This is a genomic window from Vibrio rotiferianus CAIM 577 = LMG 21460 (assembly GCF_002741985.1).
Lineage (GTDB): Bacteria > Pseudomonadota > Gammaproteobacteria > Enterobacterales > Vibrionaceae > Vibrio > Vibrio rotiferianus.
In genome coordinates this window covers 26963-42456 of sequence record NZ_APHW01000104.1, presented here as the reverse complement: position 1 = coordinate 42456, position 15494 = coordinate 26963, and the positions used below count along the sequence as shown (strand labels likewise).

The 15494-nt window shown below is 45.5% G+C and carries 16 protein-coding genes and 1 pseudogene; 6 read left to right on the top strand and 11 right to left on the bottom strand.

The window, feature by feature from the left end; translation table 11 throughout:
• Positions 1-72 precede the first annotated feature (72 nt).
• Positions 73-1188: a linear amide C-N hydrolase gene (locus B853_RS19820; RefSeq protein ID WP_038884675.1), complete on the top strand. Its 1116-nt coding sequence runs from the start codon at positions 73-75 to the stop codon at positions 1186-1188.
• Positions 1189-1232: 44 nt separating this feature from the next.
• On the opposite strand, the gene B853_RS19815 is transcribed toward B853_RS19820, so the two are convergent.
• Positions 1233-1490 carry a hypothetical protein gene (locus tag B853_RS19815; RefSeq protein ID WP_010451142.1) on the bottom strand — a complete coding sequence of 86 codons (258 nt, stop codon included), beginning with the start codon at positions 1488-1490 and terminating at the stop codon, positions 1233-1235.
• A gap of 194 nt (positions 1491-1684) precedes the next feature.
• Here B853_RS19815 and B853_RS19810 point away from each other — a divergent pair.
• Positions 1685-2013 (top strand): annotated as a pseudogene (locus B853_RS19810) (helix-turn-helix domain-containing protein).
• A 115-nt stretch (positions 2014-2128) separates the two neighbouring features.
• Here B853_RS19810 and B853_RS19805 read toward each other — a convergent pair.
• The 7 genes from B853_RS19805 to B853_RS19775 form a co-directional block, all read right to left on the bottom strand.
• On the bottom strand, positions 2129-2875 hold the full coding sequence (locus B853_RS19805) for a phosphatase (protein ID WP_038884678.1): 747 nt from the start codon (positions 2873-2875) through the stop codon (positions 2129-2131).
• A gap of 26 nt (positions 2876-2901) precedes the next feature.
• Positions 2902-3636 (bottom strand): nucleoside/nucleotide kinase family protein, encoded by a 735-nt coding sequence (locus B853_RS19800; protein WP_038884679.1) that lies wholly within the window; start codon positions 3634-3636, stop codon positions 2902-2904.
• A gap of 9 nt (positions 3637-3645) precedes the next feature.
• Positions 3646-4164: an MltR family transcriptional regulator gene (locus B853_RS19795; protein WP_005435522.1), complete on the bottom strand. Its 519-nt coding sequence runs from the start codon at positions 4162-4164 to the stop codon at positions 3646-3648.
• Positions 4165-4223: 59 nt separating this feature from the next.
• Positions 4224-5495 (bottom strand): zinc-binding dehydrogenase, encoded by a 1272-nt coding sequence (locus B853_RS19790; RefSeq protein WP_038884680.1) that lies wholly within the window; start codon positions 5493-5495, stop codon positions 4224-4226.
• 47 nt (positions 5496-5542) lie between these two features.
• Positions 5543-6964 (bottom strand): PTS mannitol transporter subunit IIBC, encoded by a 1422-nt coding sequence (locus B853_RS19785; protein ID WP_128826986.1) that lies wholly within the window; start codon positions 6962-6964, stop codon positions 5543-5545.
• Between the two features lie 12 nt (positions 6965-6976).
• The gene (locus tag B853_RS19780) at positions 6977-7420 is read right to left on the bottom strand and encodes a PTS sugar transporter subunit IIA (protein WP_038884681.1); all 444 of its coding nucleotides are present in this window, start codon (positions 7418-7420) and stop codon (positions 6977-6979) included.
• A 453-nt stretch (positions 7421-7873) separates the two neighbouring features.
• Positions 7874-9622 carry an SgrR family transcriptional regulator gene (locus B853_RS19775; protein ID WP_038884684.1) on the bottom strand — a complete coding sequence of 583 codons (1749 nt, stop codon included), beginning with the start codon at positions 9620-9622 and terminating at the stop codon, positions 7874-7876.
• 226 nt (positions 9623-9848) lie between these two features.
• Between B853_RS19775 and B853_RS26730 the strand changes: the two genes are divergently transcribed.
• The 3 genes from B853_RS26730 to arsB all read left to right on the top strand — a co-directional run bounded on the left by B853_RS26730 (position 9849) and on the right by arsB (position 11706).
• Positions 9849-9983, top strand: coding sequence for a hypothetical protein (locus B853_RS26730; RefSeq protein WP_005425107.1), 135 nt, complete (start codon positions 9849-9851; stop codon positions 9981-9983).
• Positions 9984-10223: 240 nt separating this feature from the next.
• Positions 10224-10565 carry an ArsR/SmtB family transcription factor gene (locus B853_RS19770; RefSeq protein ID WP_038884685.1) on the top strand — a complete coding sequence of 114 codons (342 nt, stop codon included), beginning with the start codon at positions 10224-10226 and terminating at the stop codon, positions 10563-10565.
• Between the two features lie 85 nt (positions 10566-10650).
• A complete protein-coding gene (gene arsB, locus B853_RS19765; protein WP_038884687.1) occupies positions 10651-11706 on the top strand; it encodes an ACR3 family arsenite efflux transporter in 1056 nt (351 codons plus the stop codon).
• Between the two features lie 48 nt (positions 11707-11754).
• Here the strand turns inward: arsB and B853_RS19760 are convergent, their stop codons facing one another.
• Together B853_RS19760 and B853_RS19755 are read right to left on the bottom strand one after the other, a co-directional pair.
• Entirely contained in the window at positions 11755-12537 is a 783-nt protein-coding gene (locus B853_RS19760; protein WP_038884688.1) for a helix-turn-helix transcriptional regulator, read from the bottom strand.
• 27 nt (positions 12538-12564) lie between these two features.
• Positions 12565-13098, bottom strand: a complete 534-nt coding sequence (locus tag B853_RS19755) for a YbhB/YbcL family Raf kinase inhibitor-like protein (RefSeq protein WP_038884689.1) — start codon at positions 13096-13098, stop codon at positions 12565-12567.
• A 189-nt stretch (positions 13099-13287) separates the two neighbouring features.
• Here B853_RS19755 and B853_RS19750 point away from each other — a divergent pair, with 189 nt between their 5' ends.
• Complete coding sequence (locus B853_RS19750) at positions 13288-14079, top strand: PhzF family phenazine biosynthesis protein (RefSeq protein ID WP_038884690.1); 792 nt, start codon at positions 13288-13290, stop codon at positions 14077-14079.
• Between the two features lie 92 nt (positions 14080-14171).
• Here the strand turns inward: B853_RS19750 and B853_RS19745 are convergent, their stop codons facing one another.
• Positions 14172-15482 carry a dicarboxylate/amino acid:cation symporter gene (locus B853_RS19745; RefSeq protein WP_038884691.1) on the bottom strand — a complete coding sequence of 437 codons (1311 nt, stop codon included), beginning with the start codon at positions 15480-15482 and terminating at the stop codon, positions 14172-14174.
• Positions 15483-15494: the final 12 nt, after the last annotated feature.

Here is a 15494-nt window from a genome sequence, read left to right as displayed (position 1 = left end):
AACAATGGACTCGTTTATCTTAATTCAATCCGACCCTGAATGTTGCAATATTTGCAACAAAACTGAGATTACATGATGAATAGCAGAGGTAATAATGAGCACATATTGAAACGTTACGAGGGCAATTCAATGAAAGGTTTTAGCAAAAAGGTACTTCTAGCAGCATCTGTCGCAATGGCAATCGGCAGCATCTCTACCGCCGCCAATGCGTGTTCACGTTTGGTTTGGGAGACTCAAGACCACGGGGTATTTGTTTCTCGTACTATGGACTGGATGGAAGCCAACCAGCCAACCATCGATGTACGTCACGCTGGTCAAACCTACCATGGCTACGATCAAGGCGATGCACTTACGTGGACATCGAAATACGCTTCCATCGGTGTGAGTATTTACGGCGTGGGCATTATTGATGGCTTCAACGAGAAAGGCTTTGCGGCTAATGCATTGTTTTTAGATGAGGAAAACCCAGGCGCATCACAAGCTGGCAAACAACAAATCGAAAACTCGCGCTTTGTCGCCTATTTGATTGATAGCTTCGCGTCCGTTGATGAAGCGTTGAAGAATCTAGACTCAATCCAAATCCAACAGTTCAGCCACAATGGCATCGAAATGAAGGGACATTACTCATTAGAAGACGCAAGTGGTGACTCTGCTGTGTTGGAATACATCGACGGCGCTTGGCAAGTTCATCATGGCAAACAATATGACGTGATGACTAACAGCCCAGAGTACGCGCAACACTTGAAAAACTGGCAAGAGGCACAGCCAAAAGCGAAGAGTGACGTGAATGGCGAGTTCCCAATTCCGGGTAACATCAACTCTGCTCAGCGTTTTATCTGGAACAGCTACATGAAGGATCAACTTAAAGAACCGAGTAGCTACACTAACGGCATTGCTAAACTCGACAGCGTGACCTATAAAATCCCATTGGATGCGGCAAACCGCCCAGTCAACGGAGAAATGCGCGGCTACGCTACGCTTTACGGTTTGGTATACAACCTAGACCAAAAAGTGATGAACGTGCGTTACCAGTATGACGACAGCTACACGCAATACTCAGTGGACTTTAACAAGTTAAACGATGGTTATAACTACACTATAAAAGCCGACTTACCGGATCTATTTGGTGATATTTCATCTCGCTTAGAAAAAGGCGATGGTGTGATGGGTCAGCACTTGATTAAGTAATAACTTTGAGAAGGTTGCCTTTAGCAACCTTCTCAACTTGAACTTTATATTTCTCGATTTAGTGAGTCGATTACCGCCGTCAAATTATCTTCACCCAAAGCGACAATTTGCTTTTCCTGCTCACTAAGCCTTTCAAAAGCGTCCTGTATTTCACGCTCATCAATAAGTGCTCGATGCATATATAGTTCTTTATACACCATCAACCTTTTTTGGGATTCTTTTACCAACCACCCCATATCTAGATTGCTTTCTTTGCAATGCACTCTTAACTCATCTACTAGATCATCTAAAATGCGTTGCATTTTGCGATCTTTTAATCGCCATTTGTCTGATAATTTTCTGTTATGTATTTTCATTTGCAGCAAACTGACTGAATAATCTACGTTTTTATTAGAACAGCATTTTTATAAAAAATTCATTTGCGGGTAAATACGTGCTAGTTAACTTGGTCCACAATTTGCGTCGTTTAGGTCAAATCTGTCCAAATGGAGCGCTTATGCATATTGACCCAATCGTTGAAGTTCTTATTCAAAGAAGGAAAGAACAAGGCGTTTCCAGAGAAAAAATGGCTCAAGCAGCAGGAATGAGCTTAAAGACATATCAACGCATTGAAAGGGGGGGGAGTCTGACATGAAGCTCTCCCAGTACAGAGCAATTTTGCGTGCACTGCAGCTGACAGATCTAGACATAGCTTTAGATATTCGAGATATTGATCATGTGGTCGCGGAAGATGTCCTAACTGCCGCTCGCTTGCTCAGCCCGGATGCTCAAACGTTGCTGACGAAGTTGATTTTCCTTGTCCACAAAAACTCTACCTGTTCATGAGAAAAGTGGCTACGGAGAATAGACCCGAACGTGCCGGGCTTATTCTTCGGCTTACGTATAACCTTATTTGTCAATAACTAAGCTAAATCCACTGAGCCTTAGCATAGTCGATTTCTCAGTACAGGCACTCAAACTCGGGAATTCTCTTCTTACCTCTCAGCAATAAGAAGTTCAAGAATCGACTCGTCGATGTAGTGAGTATCTTCTCTTCATCCACACCGTGTTTTTCCAGCAACGCAATTGCCAAATCTAACTTGGAAATCTCTTCACTGAAATGGGCATCCGACCCTGTACTGAAGTAAACGCCAATCTCTTTGCCCAATTCGACAATGCGATCACAACGAGAATCACTGCCCTTACGGCTTTTGCCAGTCAAAGATGTATTGTTAATTTCAACCGCAACATTGTGCTCTTTCGCGCAGCGCAGCACCTGTTCCATATCGAATGGGTAATTTGGGTTACCTAAATGACCAAGAACATCCACTCTGCCGCTTTGAATCGCATTTATCAGGGCGGCGGTATGCTCAGCTTCCGTTGCTGGCTTGAATACGGGTTCATGGAAACTCGCAATCACCCAGTCAAGATGTTGGTCAGAGGACGGTGGTAAGTCTATCTCCCCTTTCACATTCAGCGTGTTGGCTTCGACGCCACGGAGAATGCCAACCTCATGTAAAAAGCGGGGCAAAATTCTTTGATTGTTGAAATGCCAGTAGTGAGGGGCTCCAGGCATCTCGGGAGCATGATCGGTGGTACAAAGAAGTTTTAGCCCCTTATTCTTAGCAGACAATGCGTTCTCTAAAATCGTGCTGTAAGCGTGTCCACTGGCAATAGTATGGGTGTGGCTATCAATCACGATATCCATGGTGACCTCCTGAGATTGTGGACGAACTATCGAATGTCGAACGAACCGTTTTGATTAAGAAACAACGATAAGTCAGCAGGAATCGAGTGATTCAGCACTTTATCAACGTTGACCGCATCAGAACGTAAGTAGAACGCCAATGCGGCATCTGGATCTGTACCGCCACGGATTTTTCGATTAACCAAACGCTCTTTTAGAAACTCCGCTTGAGTATCAATAAACACCGTAAAATCGGCCAAGCGATGCAGTTCTTTCCATACCGGTTCATCAAGCAACAACCAGTTGCCCTCGACAACGACAATATTGTGGTTAACCTGAATGGCATCATCCACAGGATCATGTAAGTTGCGATCGTAGTAAGGCCATTTGCTGTCTTTCACTTTAAGCTGTTTCAGCTTGTCGATAAGCTCGGTGAGATTGAACGTCTCGTAAGAGCCTTTAATGCTGCGCAGAGGGACAATTTCACCATTACGTTCAATGGTGTTGCTGTCTAGGATTTCGTTCGGGTAGTGAAAACCATCAAAAGGCAGAACCTGAAGTGGCTCTTGGTTTTCATCTTGTTCAGAAAGGTGTTCCCAGAATGCAGCTAGGGTTGACTTACCGCTGCCCGGAGGCGCGCACAAGAACACGACAATGCGTTCCTGCTTCTCATGATAGAGGCGGGTAAACTTTTCGATAAGAGGTTGATGGATTCGCTTTACATCGGCATCAGGAAAGGTAGCTTCGGTTTCAAAACCACTGACGTTTAAATTCACTTTCATGGTGAACCCTTATTGATTGATCTCCCCTTCGATTCTTTCTATCAACATTTCACACGACAGCTTCAACACTGTTTTGATGAGAGATTCGTATCTCATTTGCGAAAAGGACTCAAACGAAGAGAACTTAAGCTGATTGATCGACTCAAGATAAAAGCTGTCTTGCTGAGAAGAGAGTACCGCTTGGTTTTTGATGAAGTCGTAAATCACGTCATCCGCGAATTCGACTTTCTCAGGTTGGCTAACCACGTACTCCAAGACCTGATCGTACAGTCCGATATCGGCGTAAGTTTCCAAAGAGATTTTGCCCATCGCAAACATCAGCTTCGATACCACATCGGTCGTCACCAACGGACCATCTTCTTTCAATAAAGGATCCACAGCATACTCCTTCACCAGATCGTCTTGGACGAACACGCTCGGAAGTAATGCTTTTAACTTGAGGTTAATTATTTTGTTAGAAACCTGAAGAAACGCAGTCGCATTTTCGCACTCGTCCAGTTTCTCCAGTAATTCGTCTTCACGTGACAACGTATTATGACCTCTCCATTATGTGGCAGCGCAAAGGCTACCACACAAATTCGTTGCAACTAAACCGTTAAGCTCACGTCATAAAACTCAAGTAACGCTTTTTCTGCATGTGCGTTCCACACATAGTTGTTAGCGTTCAAAATTGCGTCTAATTCGGCGAAGAACGGGTCTTGGTCTGCCAACGATAAGAAATCATCAATCGCGGTCAATGGCAGGTCAATATGCGGGTAAATCAACTTCTTACCACCCGGGATATCCAACTGATTCAAAATCGTATGCGGTGCAGCTTGCAAGCCACCAACGTGGGTGATCATGAACGATGGATTGATCTTACCTTGTGAAGACAACTCGATAGATTCCACCATGTCGCCGGTCGAGCCACCAGACGTGCCCACAATGTGCGTTGATTCGTAATGCACGTTGTAGAAGTTAAACGGTACTTTGAATTTTTTATCGGTAGGGCCTGCGAAGAAGTTCAAGCAGCCATCGTTACCCAACAGCTCATCGGCTTGTTCTAGCACTTGCGATACCGCCGCATACACCATCACATCATCGTAGCCTTTGCCATCGTTCAGCGCTTTCAGGTAAGTCACAGGGTCATCGACTTGAGCGGTGTTGACGTAATGCAGCTCAACGCCTTGCTCTTTTGCTTTCTCAACCGGAATTAAGCACTCTGCTCGATCTAAGCGTGCAGCGTCGATGTCTGTTACCACAATCAGTTTTGGCTTAACCGGGCCGTTAATCGCGTAGTCAATCGCGCCAATCCCCATAGGGCCAGCACACGCAAGTAGCGCTAACGCTCCACCCTCTTTGATGCCCATATCGTGCTCGTACACGTATTGCGTAGTGTGGTAACTCGCATGATAAGCACCAATGATGCATGACATTGGTTCAGCCAAAGACGCATCTGCAAAATAATCACCGTGGTAAGGCAGCACACAACCTAAATCGATAGCGATTTTCGGAATGATGGAATACGTTGCGTTGCCACCAAAGGTTTCGTAGCTGTAACCCGCCGAGTAACCAGTAGGCAACCCCATTGCTGGTTGCAGTACAAAGTAATCGCCTGCCTTGTATTGGTCTTTTAGGTTCTCACCGACTTCAACAATCACACCTGCGTATTCATGACCCGTCATCACTGGCACTTCATCAATGTTCTCAGGTACGCGTTTGTGTTTGCTACCCAACAATGCTGCTTTGTAAGTGGACAGACAAATGCTGTTTGAAATGTTTTTAACCAGAAGTTCATCGGCTGAAATGCTTGGCAAATCAAAGGTTCTTAGTTGAACGTCTTTCTCGCCACAGATAACCGCTGCCGTTGTTTGTACCATGATTTCTCTCCTAAATGGGGTGGTAGGTGCCACCCCATACTGCATTGTTAGGCTGGTTGCTCAGTCGCGACCGCTTGTTGCTTAATCGTATCCATCAGCTCATTGAGCGCTGGGTCATTGAGGAAGTTCTTAATCGTTACCACTGGCAAGCCTGTTGCTTTGATGGCTCGACTTTCTAAGCTTTCGTGTGTCACGACGATGTCGGCTTCACTTGGGACTTTTTCGATGGCGAAGTTCTTCACTTCAATATCAATCCCGGCTTGAACTAACTTGCGTTTGAAGGTTGAAGCGCCCATCGCACTTGAGCCCATACCCGCATCACAAGCAAATGCGACAAATGAAATTGGTTTGTTGACTTCTTGTGTTGCAGCAGCAACTGGTTTGATTGTGCCTTCCGCTTTCATGTCTTTCATATCAGAGACAGACTGTTCAAACTCGTCTTCCTTGTCTTCTGCTTTGCTCATCTTCAGAATCGCACTTGCGACAAGGAAGGAAACAATCGTTGCAGTTGTGACGCCTGCGATGGTCGCTAGGAAGCTGCCTTTCGGAGTCAGTGCTAGGTAAGAGAAGATTGAGCCTGGACTTGGACCTGCTACCAAACCTGCATCAAGTAGATTGAAGGTTGCGATACCTGTCGCTGCACCCGCAATCATTGCCAAGATCATGATTGGCTTCATTAGCACATACGGGAAGTACAGCTCATGAATACCACCGAAGAAGTGAATGATGATGGCACTTGGCGCAGAACGTTTAGACAGGCCTTGACCAAACTTCGCGTAAGCCAACAGCATACCAAGACCCGGACCTGGGTTAGATGCCACCATAAAGAAGATTGATTTACCTGTTTCAGCTGCCGCCTGCAGACCTAGTGGGTAATAAATACCTTGGTCGATAGCGTTGTTTAGGAACAGCACTTTCGCAGGCTCGTTGATGATAGCGAGCAGAGGAAGGAATCCCGTTGCCACCAAGGCTTCGATGCCCGATTTCACAAACAAGTTTGCCGCTGTTACTGCAGGACCAACAATCTCGTAGGCGAACAGACACAGGATCATGCCCACAATACCGAGTGAGAAGTTGTTCACCACCATCTCAAAGCCAGAAGGAATACGGTGTTGGATTCGCTTATCCATTTGCACCACAACCCAAGCACTGAGTGGGCCCATGATCATTGCGCCGACGAACATTGGGATGTTCGCACCAACGATAACACCCATGGTACCAATGGCACCGGCTACCGCGCCGCGTTTATCACCGACAATCTGACCGCCGGTATAACCGATCAACAGTGGTAATAAGTAAGTGATCATTGGACCAACAAGTTCCCCAAACGCTTCGTTTGGCATCCAACCTGTTGGGATAAAGAGTGCAGTAATAAAGCCCCAAGCGATGAAGGCTCCGATATTTGGCAGCACCATGGCGGTCAAATGACCCCCGAAGGCTTGCACATTGGCTCGCATGTTTGCTTTCACGTTATGTTCCTTTTAGTATGCTTTTATTATGTCTAGCACTTGTTCCTTAGATGAAGCTTGTGCCAGTTTTGCAATGTTCTCTTCGTCCACAAACATCTCGCTCAGCGCTTGAATCACCTCAATGTGGGTATCAGCGTCTTTTGCAGCTAGGGTAATTAGAATGTTGGCAGGACCAAGGTCCGAACCAAAATCAACTGGTGAAGGGAAAATATGAATGCCCAAGCCCGTTTTTAGGACACCGGTTTCTGGGCGAGCATGTGGCATCGCCAGTCCAGGGCACAACACATAATAGGGACCATTTTCTTCGGTCGATTGGATGATGGCATCCGCGTATTGCTGAGAAACGTAACCTTTGTCTTCTAGGTATTGCGTTGTCTTTTTAACTGCGTCTTGCCATTGGTAAGCGCGGTCATTAATAACATCTACTAGTTCGTGGTCGATTAATTCATACAGCATTTTTAAACCCTATCAACAGTTCGGTATCGATGGGTTAATTATCAATAAGAGTAGTAGAACCGCGCAAGCACGCCTCTTTTGTGCAACAAATCACAATTAAATGGCTGTCAATTTGTTTTAATGAACGTAGCTCAAAAATAGACAAAGAAAGTTAGCAACAAATTTTCTTTCAGCAACATGTCAATAGGCATAATTTGAACCTCCGCACCTATCCAAACATTTCTAGAAATTCGCAATAATTTATCTCGATCACATTACAACTCTTGACTCGCTATTTATCGTGATTAAATTCAAACTTCATTTTCCACTAATTTGGCGCTAGTGAGTTTCAAACAGGGATAATCATCACACTTGTTTGCTAAAAGAAATCGAAACGTTGCTTAGTTTCAACATATAGCGAGCAGAAGGTCGGAAAAGAAAAGACACAAAAAACCCGCCGAGTGGCGGGTTTGATTAATCTGCTGACCACACTGAACGAATATCCGGCCAACCCCAGTTAGTGAGAGCGACGTCTTCTAAAACACCTTGGAAACGCAGTGTCTGAGTATGGTGGAACATTGGTGCGATCCAGTATTCACTGACCAGTGTTGAAGCAATAGGCTCAAGCGCAACTAAGTAATCTTCAAGGGGAACCAACGACCTCACCTTTTCCAACTGCTCATCAAGCCACTGCGCATTTTCTTCACCCAATGTATGGTACAAAACATCATTGCTAAAGAAGTTAGTAAAAGCAGAGACATGACGGCTGTCATCAGAAGTGGTGTTAGTCACCACCAGCGTCTCGTCTAGCGTTCCATTTTCCGCTTTTTCATTTAGCTCTCTGTAGGAATACATGATCGTCTCAACTTTACAGCCTTCCAATGCCAGGAGAGAAGAAATAGCACGAGCACAGCGACGAAGCGCAGTGTAGTTGTAACCCGCGATAGTGATGGTCTTCGGTAACTTGGTTCTGTCCCCAAAAGGACGTAAAACGGGCTTCCAACTAGGTAGTAAGTTGGAAGCAGGAACGCTGCGAAACACTGTATTTTCTTTTCGCATCGCTTCTGCCAAACGCTCAGGTTGAATCAACTCTGCAATATAGCGGCGCTGAGCACGAGACAAAGGCTGTTTAGCATGATGGTTGAACAGAGCAAACAAGCAACCATCTTCAGTTCGAGTGTGTTGACCATCATGAGGGGCTTTGTCATCTTGAGTCGAAACATAATGACCACACAAAGTCTCACTAACGTTGATAGGCACACTACCAGTGAGTGAAGGATTCTCCATTTTCTCATCGTTGACGATCCAAATCGTCACTATGTCGGTAAGTACACGGCAAGCGTAATAAGCATCGAAAGCTTTCAGCTTTAGTCGATTCGCATTGTGCTCAATCACCGAAAACGGGCCACTACCAATCACCAAGTTGTTGTTGGCTACGTTTACTTGGCTAACGGGTTGAATGCCGTATTTCACCCCAGATATAAGCCCTGCAAACCCCAAATCTGGCTTGCTCAGGGTAAACACTACTTTAAGAGGGTTTGGTGCAGTGATGTCGGTAACGTGAGCCAGCTCTTTCTGGTAATACTCCAACGAACTCAGTTTGGCAAATAGACTCACCACGGTATCAGCATCAATCGGCGCCCCATTATGAAACGTTAGACCGGGGCGAAGGTAAAATGTCCACTCAAAGTTCTTCTCATCGTAGCGCCAATGGTGGGCCAACTCTGGCTTTACCACACCGTTGTAGTCACTCGATACCAAGCAACAATAGATTTGACGCAGAAAGAAGCGCTCACTGCTGCGGTGAAGTTGGTGAGGGACGATGCGCTCAAACATACGCTTATAAGTCAGCTGGATATTGAGTCGACCTTCTTGAACCGATGCACCTGAAGTGGTTTTGAGCAAACGTCCAAATGCAGCTTCATCTTCATCGAGAATCGCCAGTGCTTTTTCGTACTTACCCAGCTTAATGCGCTCCAGAGCTAGGCTCTCTTTTAGCGCGCTTAACGCTATGTTTAGGAGCAATGTCGAACGCTGATTGCGGCCCGCTTTTGGCTGCCAACTTAACCACGTGAGCGCCTGCATTTGCGACAACAAGCTGCGCGCGTGACGAGGAGAAGTGAACAGCAAATCCGCCACTTCCTGCAACGTGGTTTTGACTTCACTACCAACACCTAATGGTGTCAGTCGTTGGTAGTAGCGGAACAAGTTGAGATCAGACACTGCGTATCCTCAAAAAGTGGAGATAGGTTTATTTTACTCAACTTATCCAAGAGAAAATAAGAAAACTTCCGTTCACTTTGTTCCCCTTTTTGCCTACGCAAAGCCAAAAATCGAAGAGTTAGCTCCCCTTTCGAGCTTATTAGGAATAAACCACAGAAATCTACTCTCTTTTTCAGCTCCCCTTTTCTTCGCATACTGACCCTGTCAACACGAAGGAGGAAATATCATGCGAATCCATAAAAGACCTGCAAAAGCGTGGCCTAAGATGGCTGCTTATTTCCAACAGCGTATCGCTCAATCAAAAAACAAGTTGGAAGTGATCGCGCTACTAAACATGAAAGAGTTATTGAATTGGTCATAACATAACTTACAACTCCAAGCAGAACTTAACTCCTGATACTACACCCCCACTTCGTTGTATCTTTAAGTTCTGCTTTTTCATTTTTTTGTCTCCACTTTATTGTCCTAATAATGTAAATCCATTCAGCAGTTATCCATACCTACCCTCAGATTTTACATGGTGTCGATTCTATAGTTGCATCCTAAACTGAGCAGGCGTACACTTTATCGCAATTCGACGATTAACTATTAAGGCCAGCGAATGAGTGATAAATGCAACGACAAGTGCGTAGTTGCTTTTCAGACAACGCAACAACAACTAGAGAAAGAACAAACTCTAGCAGCACAAGCAAAAGCTTTATCGCATCCTGCACGTTTGCGCATTCTGCATATCCTGCACACTCTCGATACCATGGGCGGTTGTTTGAACAGTGATTTGGTTTCTGAATTGGGTCTTGCGCAATCTACTGTTTCCGAGCACTTGCGTATTCTAAAGCAAGCAGGCTTTATTAGCGCCGAGCCAAACCCACCTAAGGTGTGTTACCGCATTCAGCGCGACGCGTTTGATCAGTTCAATCTAGGCTTTTCCAAATTATTTGATTAATTCCCTTTGCACGCTGGTAAGGCGTGCAGAGATAAACTATACCTTTAACCATCGTATTTCGACGATAAACGAATAAGAGAACACTATGACTACTCAAGTTTTAAATAGTGCCAGCGACAAAATGAGCTTCTTGGACCGTTACCTAACAGTATGGATTTTTGTAGCAATGGCAATCGGTGTAGGTATTGGCGTAGCATTCCCTCAAGTTGCTGAGTGGAATGAGTCAATGTCAGTCGGTAGCACGAACGTACCGCTCGCGATTGGTTTGATTTTGATGATGTACCCGCCGCTAGCAAAGGTAAACTACAACCTGCTAGGTACAGTGACGAAAGATAAAAAAGCGATCACACTGTCTTTGCTTATGAACTGGATTGTCGGCCCTATTTTGATGTTCATCCTTGCATTGACTTTCCTAGGTGATCATCCGGGCTACATGGTCGGTATCATTCTGATCGGTCTTGCTCGTTGTATTGCGATGGTATTGGTATGGAACGATATCGGTGGTGGTAATAAAGAATACGGCGCAGCCCTAGTTGCACTAAACAGTGCTTTCCAAATCGTGACTTACAGTGTAATGGCATGGTTGTTCATCACTGTGTTGCCACCGGTCTTTGGTTACGAAGGTTTCGTGGTAGATATCTCGATGATGGACATCGCTGAGAGCGTTCTGATTTACCTTGGTATCCCATTCCTAGCGGGCTTCCTAAGCCGTAAATGGCTGGTCGCTGCGAAAGGTGAACAATGGTACAACGAAGTGTTCATCCCACGCATTTCACCAATTACGCTTATCGCCCTACTTGCGACCATCGTACTGATGTTCAGCTTGAAAGGTGAAATGATTCTTGAACTGCCAATGGATGTATTCCGTGTAGCAATTCCACTGGCTATCTACTTCGTATTGATGTTCTTTGTCAGCTTCTTCGTTGGTAAGAAACTGGGCATCGACTACGACAAAAATGCGTCGATTGCTTTCACGGCAACAGGCAACAACTTTGAACTGGCAATTGCGGTTTCCATCGCAGTGTTTGGCCTAAACTCAGACCAAGCTTTTGCGGGTGTCATTGGCCCACTGATCGAAGTGCCTGTATTGATTGCTTTAGTGAAAGTAGCACTCAAAATGAAGCAGAAATACTATAGATAACCAAAGGCTGTAATGATTTAGAAGCGCCCATCGGTAACGCGAAGGGCGCTAACTGACCACGACAGTTTTGATATAGTCACTAGGAGTTAGTCCAAATTTACCTTTGAACCGTTGACTAAAACGCCCCTCAGATTGATAACCACAAAGGTGAGCCAACATCGCAACGTTGTAGTGACCATTTTGCATTAAATACAATGCGTGATTTAAGCGCACTTCTGCCAACACCTCTCGATACTGAGTCCCCTCTTGCTTGAGCTTACGAATCATAGTTGCGCGACTCATAGCAAAGCGCTCTGCCACTCCTTCTAATGAGTGCTCTTCACCTGGAGAATGCGACAAATAGCGGCTTAGCTTCTGACTGAATGTTGTGTTCGCACTCGTAAATAAGTGATGCAACACACCACGCTCGGCGAGTTGCTGGTATAAGCCCATTACCCAGAAGGTTTGTGTCTCTTTGCTCATAGTTTGTTGATAAAACGAAAACAACGCATTGAGGGTTTCTTCCAATGCTTTATCTGCTTCTAATGTTGGCGCTTCTTGCTCCTCTCCAACGCTTACGCTCAATTCAAGCATCACCTCTGTCGGCAAACAATGAAAGCTGAACATTCTCGAGAGAAACTTCCCTTTCTGGGGCAAATTCTCAAAACTTAGCGATGCAGAAGCTTCACAAAGCAGCAGCTTAGAATGAGAAAGATCTAACGCCGACTCCTTCCAGAAAAGGCGCTTACTCCCGGTGATGATCTGAATAATACTTGGGGAGTGAATCCTCACATTGCGTAGTTTCTGCAACCGTTCAGCTCGAAATATCGTAATTTGATATTGGTGACTCATCGACTCCCTCTCTTCTCTAAATGACGTTTAACGTGTGTACGTCGCCGTCAGTTTTGCTTTGTCTAATGCCATGCTATTTAGTGTAAAACCGACCACTGCCGCTGGCGTATTTTCATCTAGGTTTAACTTATCGGTAGGCAACGCCCATACTGTGAACTGGTAACGGTGCATACCGTCCGCTTTTGGAGGACAAACACCACCAAAGCCTACAGTACCGTAATCAATACGAGACTCTTTACCACCCAATTTCTCAATGTTCACACCGCGTGGAAGTTCATTCACATTAGCAGGAATATTAAACGCAACCCAGTGCCAGAAACCACTGCCTGTTGGCGCATCCGGATCGTACGCGGTAATTGCAAAGCTCTTTGTGCCTGCAGGCGCATCTTTCCACATCAGCTGTGGAGACTGGTTGCCACCATCACAGCCCCAACTGTTGTACTCAAACGTTTTTGCCATTGGGTGGCCTTCTTGAATATCATTACTGGTTAACTCGAATGCTTGAGCTGAACCCACTGCCAATAAGCTTAATGCCAAAACCGATGTAGTGATTGCTTTCATGATGATGCTCCTATTTCTTAAGTTCGGGATAAGTGTATTCCCCAAAAGAAACCGAAACCCTTCATTAAGTATCAATAAAAACTATTTTAAGCCAAATAGTGATACTTTACGTAACATTTTCAAATTTGTACTTATCGACGACTTATTTGGTGTACGCTCATTAGCCCAAAAGCAAACAAGGAAGCGTAAATGGAACTGGATATCTACGTGGTGGACGCCTTCACCGATACGCAATTCAAAGGCAACTCCGCCGCTGTCGTACCGCTAGAGGAATGGCTTGCGCCAGAGTTGATGCAAAATATCGCGACAGAAAACAACTTATCGGAAACGGCCTTTCTAAAACCTATTGGCACAAACCGATATGAGATTCGTTGGTTCTCTCCTATTACCGAAATCGATTTCTGTGGGCATGCAACGTTAGCCTCTTCGTTAGTTCTATTTGACGAATTGGGCATTGAAGGTGCGATTGAATTCCGCACCCTTGAAGTAGGGACACTCACCGTAGAGAAGAATGTGCACGGAAAAATCGAGATGGCCTTCCCTTCTCGCCCACCAAAAGCCGTTTCTGACATTCCTGTGGCTTTGATTGAAGGCTTAAGCTGCAAAGTAGAGCATGTTCTGCTAAGCCCTCAAGCATACTTTGTGATTGTGGACAGCCAACAAGAGGTACTTGATGTTCAATACCGTTCAGAACACCTCAAGACACTCGCACCTTACGATGTGGTCGTCACCGCGAAAGGCGAACAGCAGGACTTCATATCACGTTACTTTTGGCCAGCGAATGGCGGCGATGAAGATCCGGTGACTGGATCGATTCACGCTGGACTAGTGCCTTTCTGGGCTGAAAAGTTGGGCAAAACATCACTGGTTGCTTATCAGGCTTCTCAGCGCGGAGGGATTTTGCACTGTGATATACATGGCGAACAAGTGAAGGTATCAGGCGATGGCGTGCTTTATATGAAAGGGAGAATTTTCGTTTAGTGCACAAGAAATGATCTTATTTTCATCTTAGCTAATGCCGCACTTCTTTTCGTCCAATACGCACCCAGTAGGGTGCGTATTTACCTCGAAGTTTAGCTGACCAAAGGCTCTGGTTTTTGGTAATAAATACTGCTTTCACCCTCTTGCTTCTTCTGCCAACGGTCTATCACCAATGTCGCAACCAAATCCCCCTCAACGTTGACCGCGGTGCGGAATGTATCCAACGGTCTTTCTATCATTAATAAAATAGCTATCGCTTCCAATGGAATGCCCGCAGCTAGTAGTACTAACTGCATACCCGACATGGAGCCCGAAGGCATGCCTGGCGCACCAACGGAAGAAACCATTGCCATAATGAAGATCATCACCAACCCAGTGGTGCTCAAATCCACCCCAAACAACTGTGCTAGGAAAATCGCAGCGACGCCTTCAAATAGCGCGGTGCCATCCATATTCATTACAGAGCCGAGTGGCAATACCATGCTGCTGACTTCTGGTGAGACATCCAAATTGTCTTCCGCACTTTGCTTTGCAAGAGGCAGAGCTGCCGCACTTGAAGACGTTGCGAACGCCATGGCTAACGGTGCCGAAATCGCTTTGAACAGCGCAACTGGAGAGATCCCCGTCATTACCTTGGCAATCGTCGGTAGCACCACTAGCCCGTGCACCATCGTAAGCACAAACACCAGCAACGCAAACAACGCGAGTTGCTGAATCAGATTCCCACTTGAGGTCAGCGTGATATCAAACACGATCGCGAAAATAGCTATTGGCGACAGCTTAACGATGCCTCGAATCATGGTGTTGACGCTTTTGTTTAGCCCTGAAATCACCGCTAGCAACGGATGACCAGATGGAACAGAAAGTAAAATCGCAACGCCTGCCATAAAGGAGAAGACCACGATCGCCAGTAAGTTACCATTCGCCAGTGCAGCAAATGGATTCACCATCGCCATCTTAACGAGATTGGTCAATATTGCGGCACCACCTGCCCCTTGCTCGTCAATCAAACGAACATCACTACCCACAGAAATAGCTTGGCTAAGTGGCTCCCAAGCAGGCAATGCTAACGACGCACCAAGTCCTAAACTAATGGCAATTAAGGTGGTGAAACTGTAGAAAAGCAGTGTTCGCCCACCCAGAGCTTTAAGACGAACGGTTGAACCAATATTGGTGATGCCTTCGACAAGAGAAAACAGCACCATCAAACCCACCACCATTTTCAGTAAGCCGAGATAGACCGTTTTGCCCAACATTAAAATTTGGTAGTAATCACTCGACAGTAAAAGTGATTTTTCTGCCAACCCATGGTAGACAAGAAGAAGGAGAGCTTGCGCACCAGTCCATGCAAGTAGTGCAGAAATAAGAAGTTGAACGGGCAAAGAGAGTTGAAAATGACGCATAAAAAACACCTA

Coding starts and splice junctions, on each gene's coding strand:
- B853_RS19780 (WP_038884681.1), bottom strand. CDS start 7,420: ATGCTGTATGAATTAATCGACCACGAACTAGTAGATGTTATTAATGAC.
- B853_RS19815 (WP_010451142.1), bottom strand. CDS start 1,490: ATGCAACGCATTTTAGATGATCTAGTAGATGAGTTAAGAGTGCATTGC.
- B853_RS19750 (WP_038884690.1), top strand. CDS start 13,288: ATGGAACTGGATATCTACGTGGTGGACGCCTTCACCGATACGCAATTC.
- arsB (WP_038884687.1), top strand. CDS start 10,651: ATGACTACTCAAGTTTTAAATAGTGCCAGCGACAAAATGAGCTTCTTG.
- B853_RS19755 (WP_038884689.1), bottom strand. CDS start 13,098: ATGAAAGCAATCACTACATCGGTTTTGGCATTAAGCTTATTGGCAGTG.
- B853_RS19760 (WP_038884688.1), bottom strand. CDS start 12,537: ATGAGTCACCAATATCAAATTACGATATTTCGAGCTGAACGGTTGCAG.
- B853_RS19800 (WP_038884679.1), bottom strand. CDS start 3,636: ATGAAAGTGAATTTAAACGTCAGTGGTTTTGAAACCGAAGCTACCTTT.
- B853_RS19790 (WP_038884680.1), bottom strand. CDS start 5,495: ATGGTACAAACAACGGCAGCGGTTATCTGTGGCGAGAAAGACGTTCAA.
- B853_RS19820 (WP_038884675.1), top strand. CDS start 73: ATGATGAATAGCAGAGGTAATAATGAGCACATATTGAAACGTTACGAG.
- B853_RS19770 (WP_038884685.1), top strand. CDS start 10,224: ATGAGTGATAAATGCAACGACAAGTGCGTAGTTGCTTTTCAGACAACG.
- B853_RS26730 (WP_005425107.1), top strand. CDS start 9,849: ATGCGAATCCATAAAAGACCTGCAAAAGCGTGGCCTAAGATGGCTGCT.
- B853_RS19805 (WP_038884678.1), bottom strand. CDS start 2,875: ATGGATATCGTGATTGATAGCCACACCCATACTATTGCCAGTGGACAC.
- B853_RS19745 (WP_038884691.1), bottom strand. CDS start 15,482: ATGCGTCATTTTCAACTCTCTTTGCCCGTTCAACTTCTTATTTCTGCA.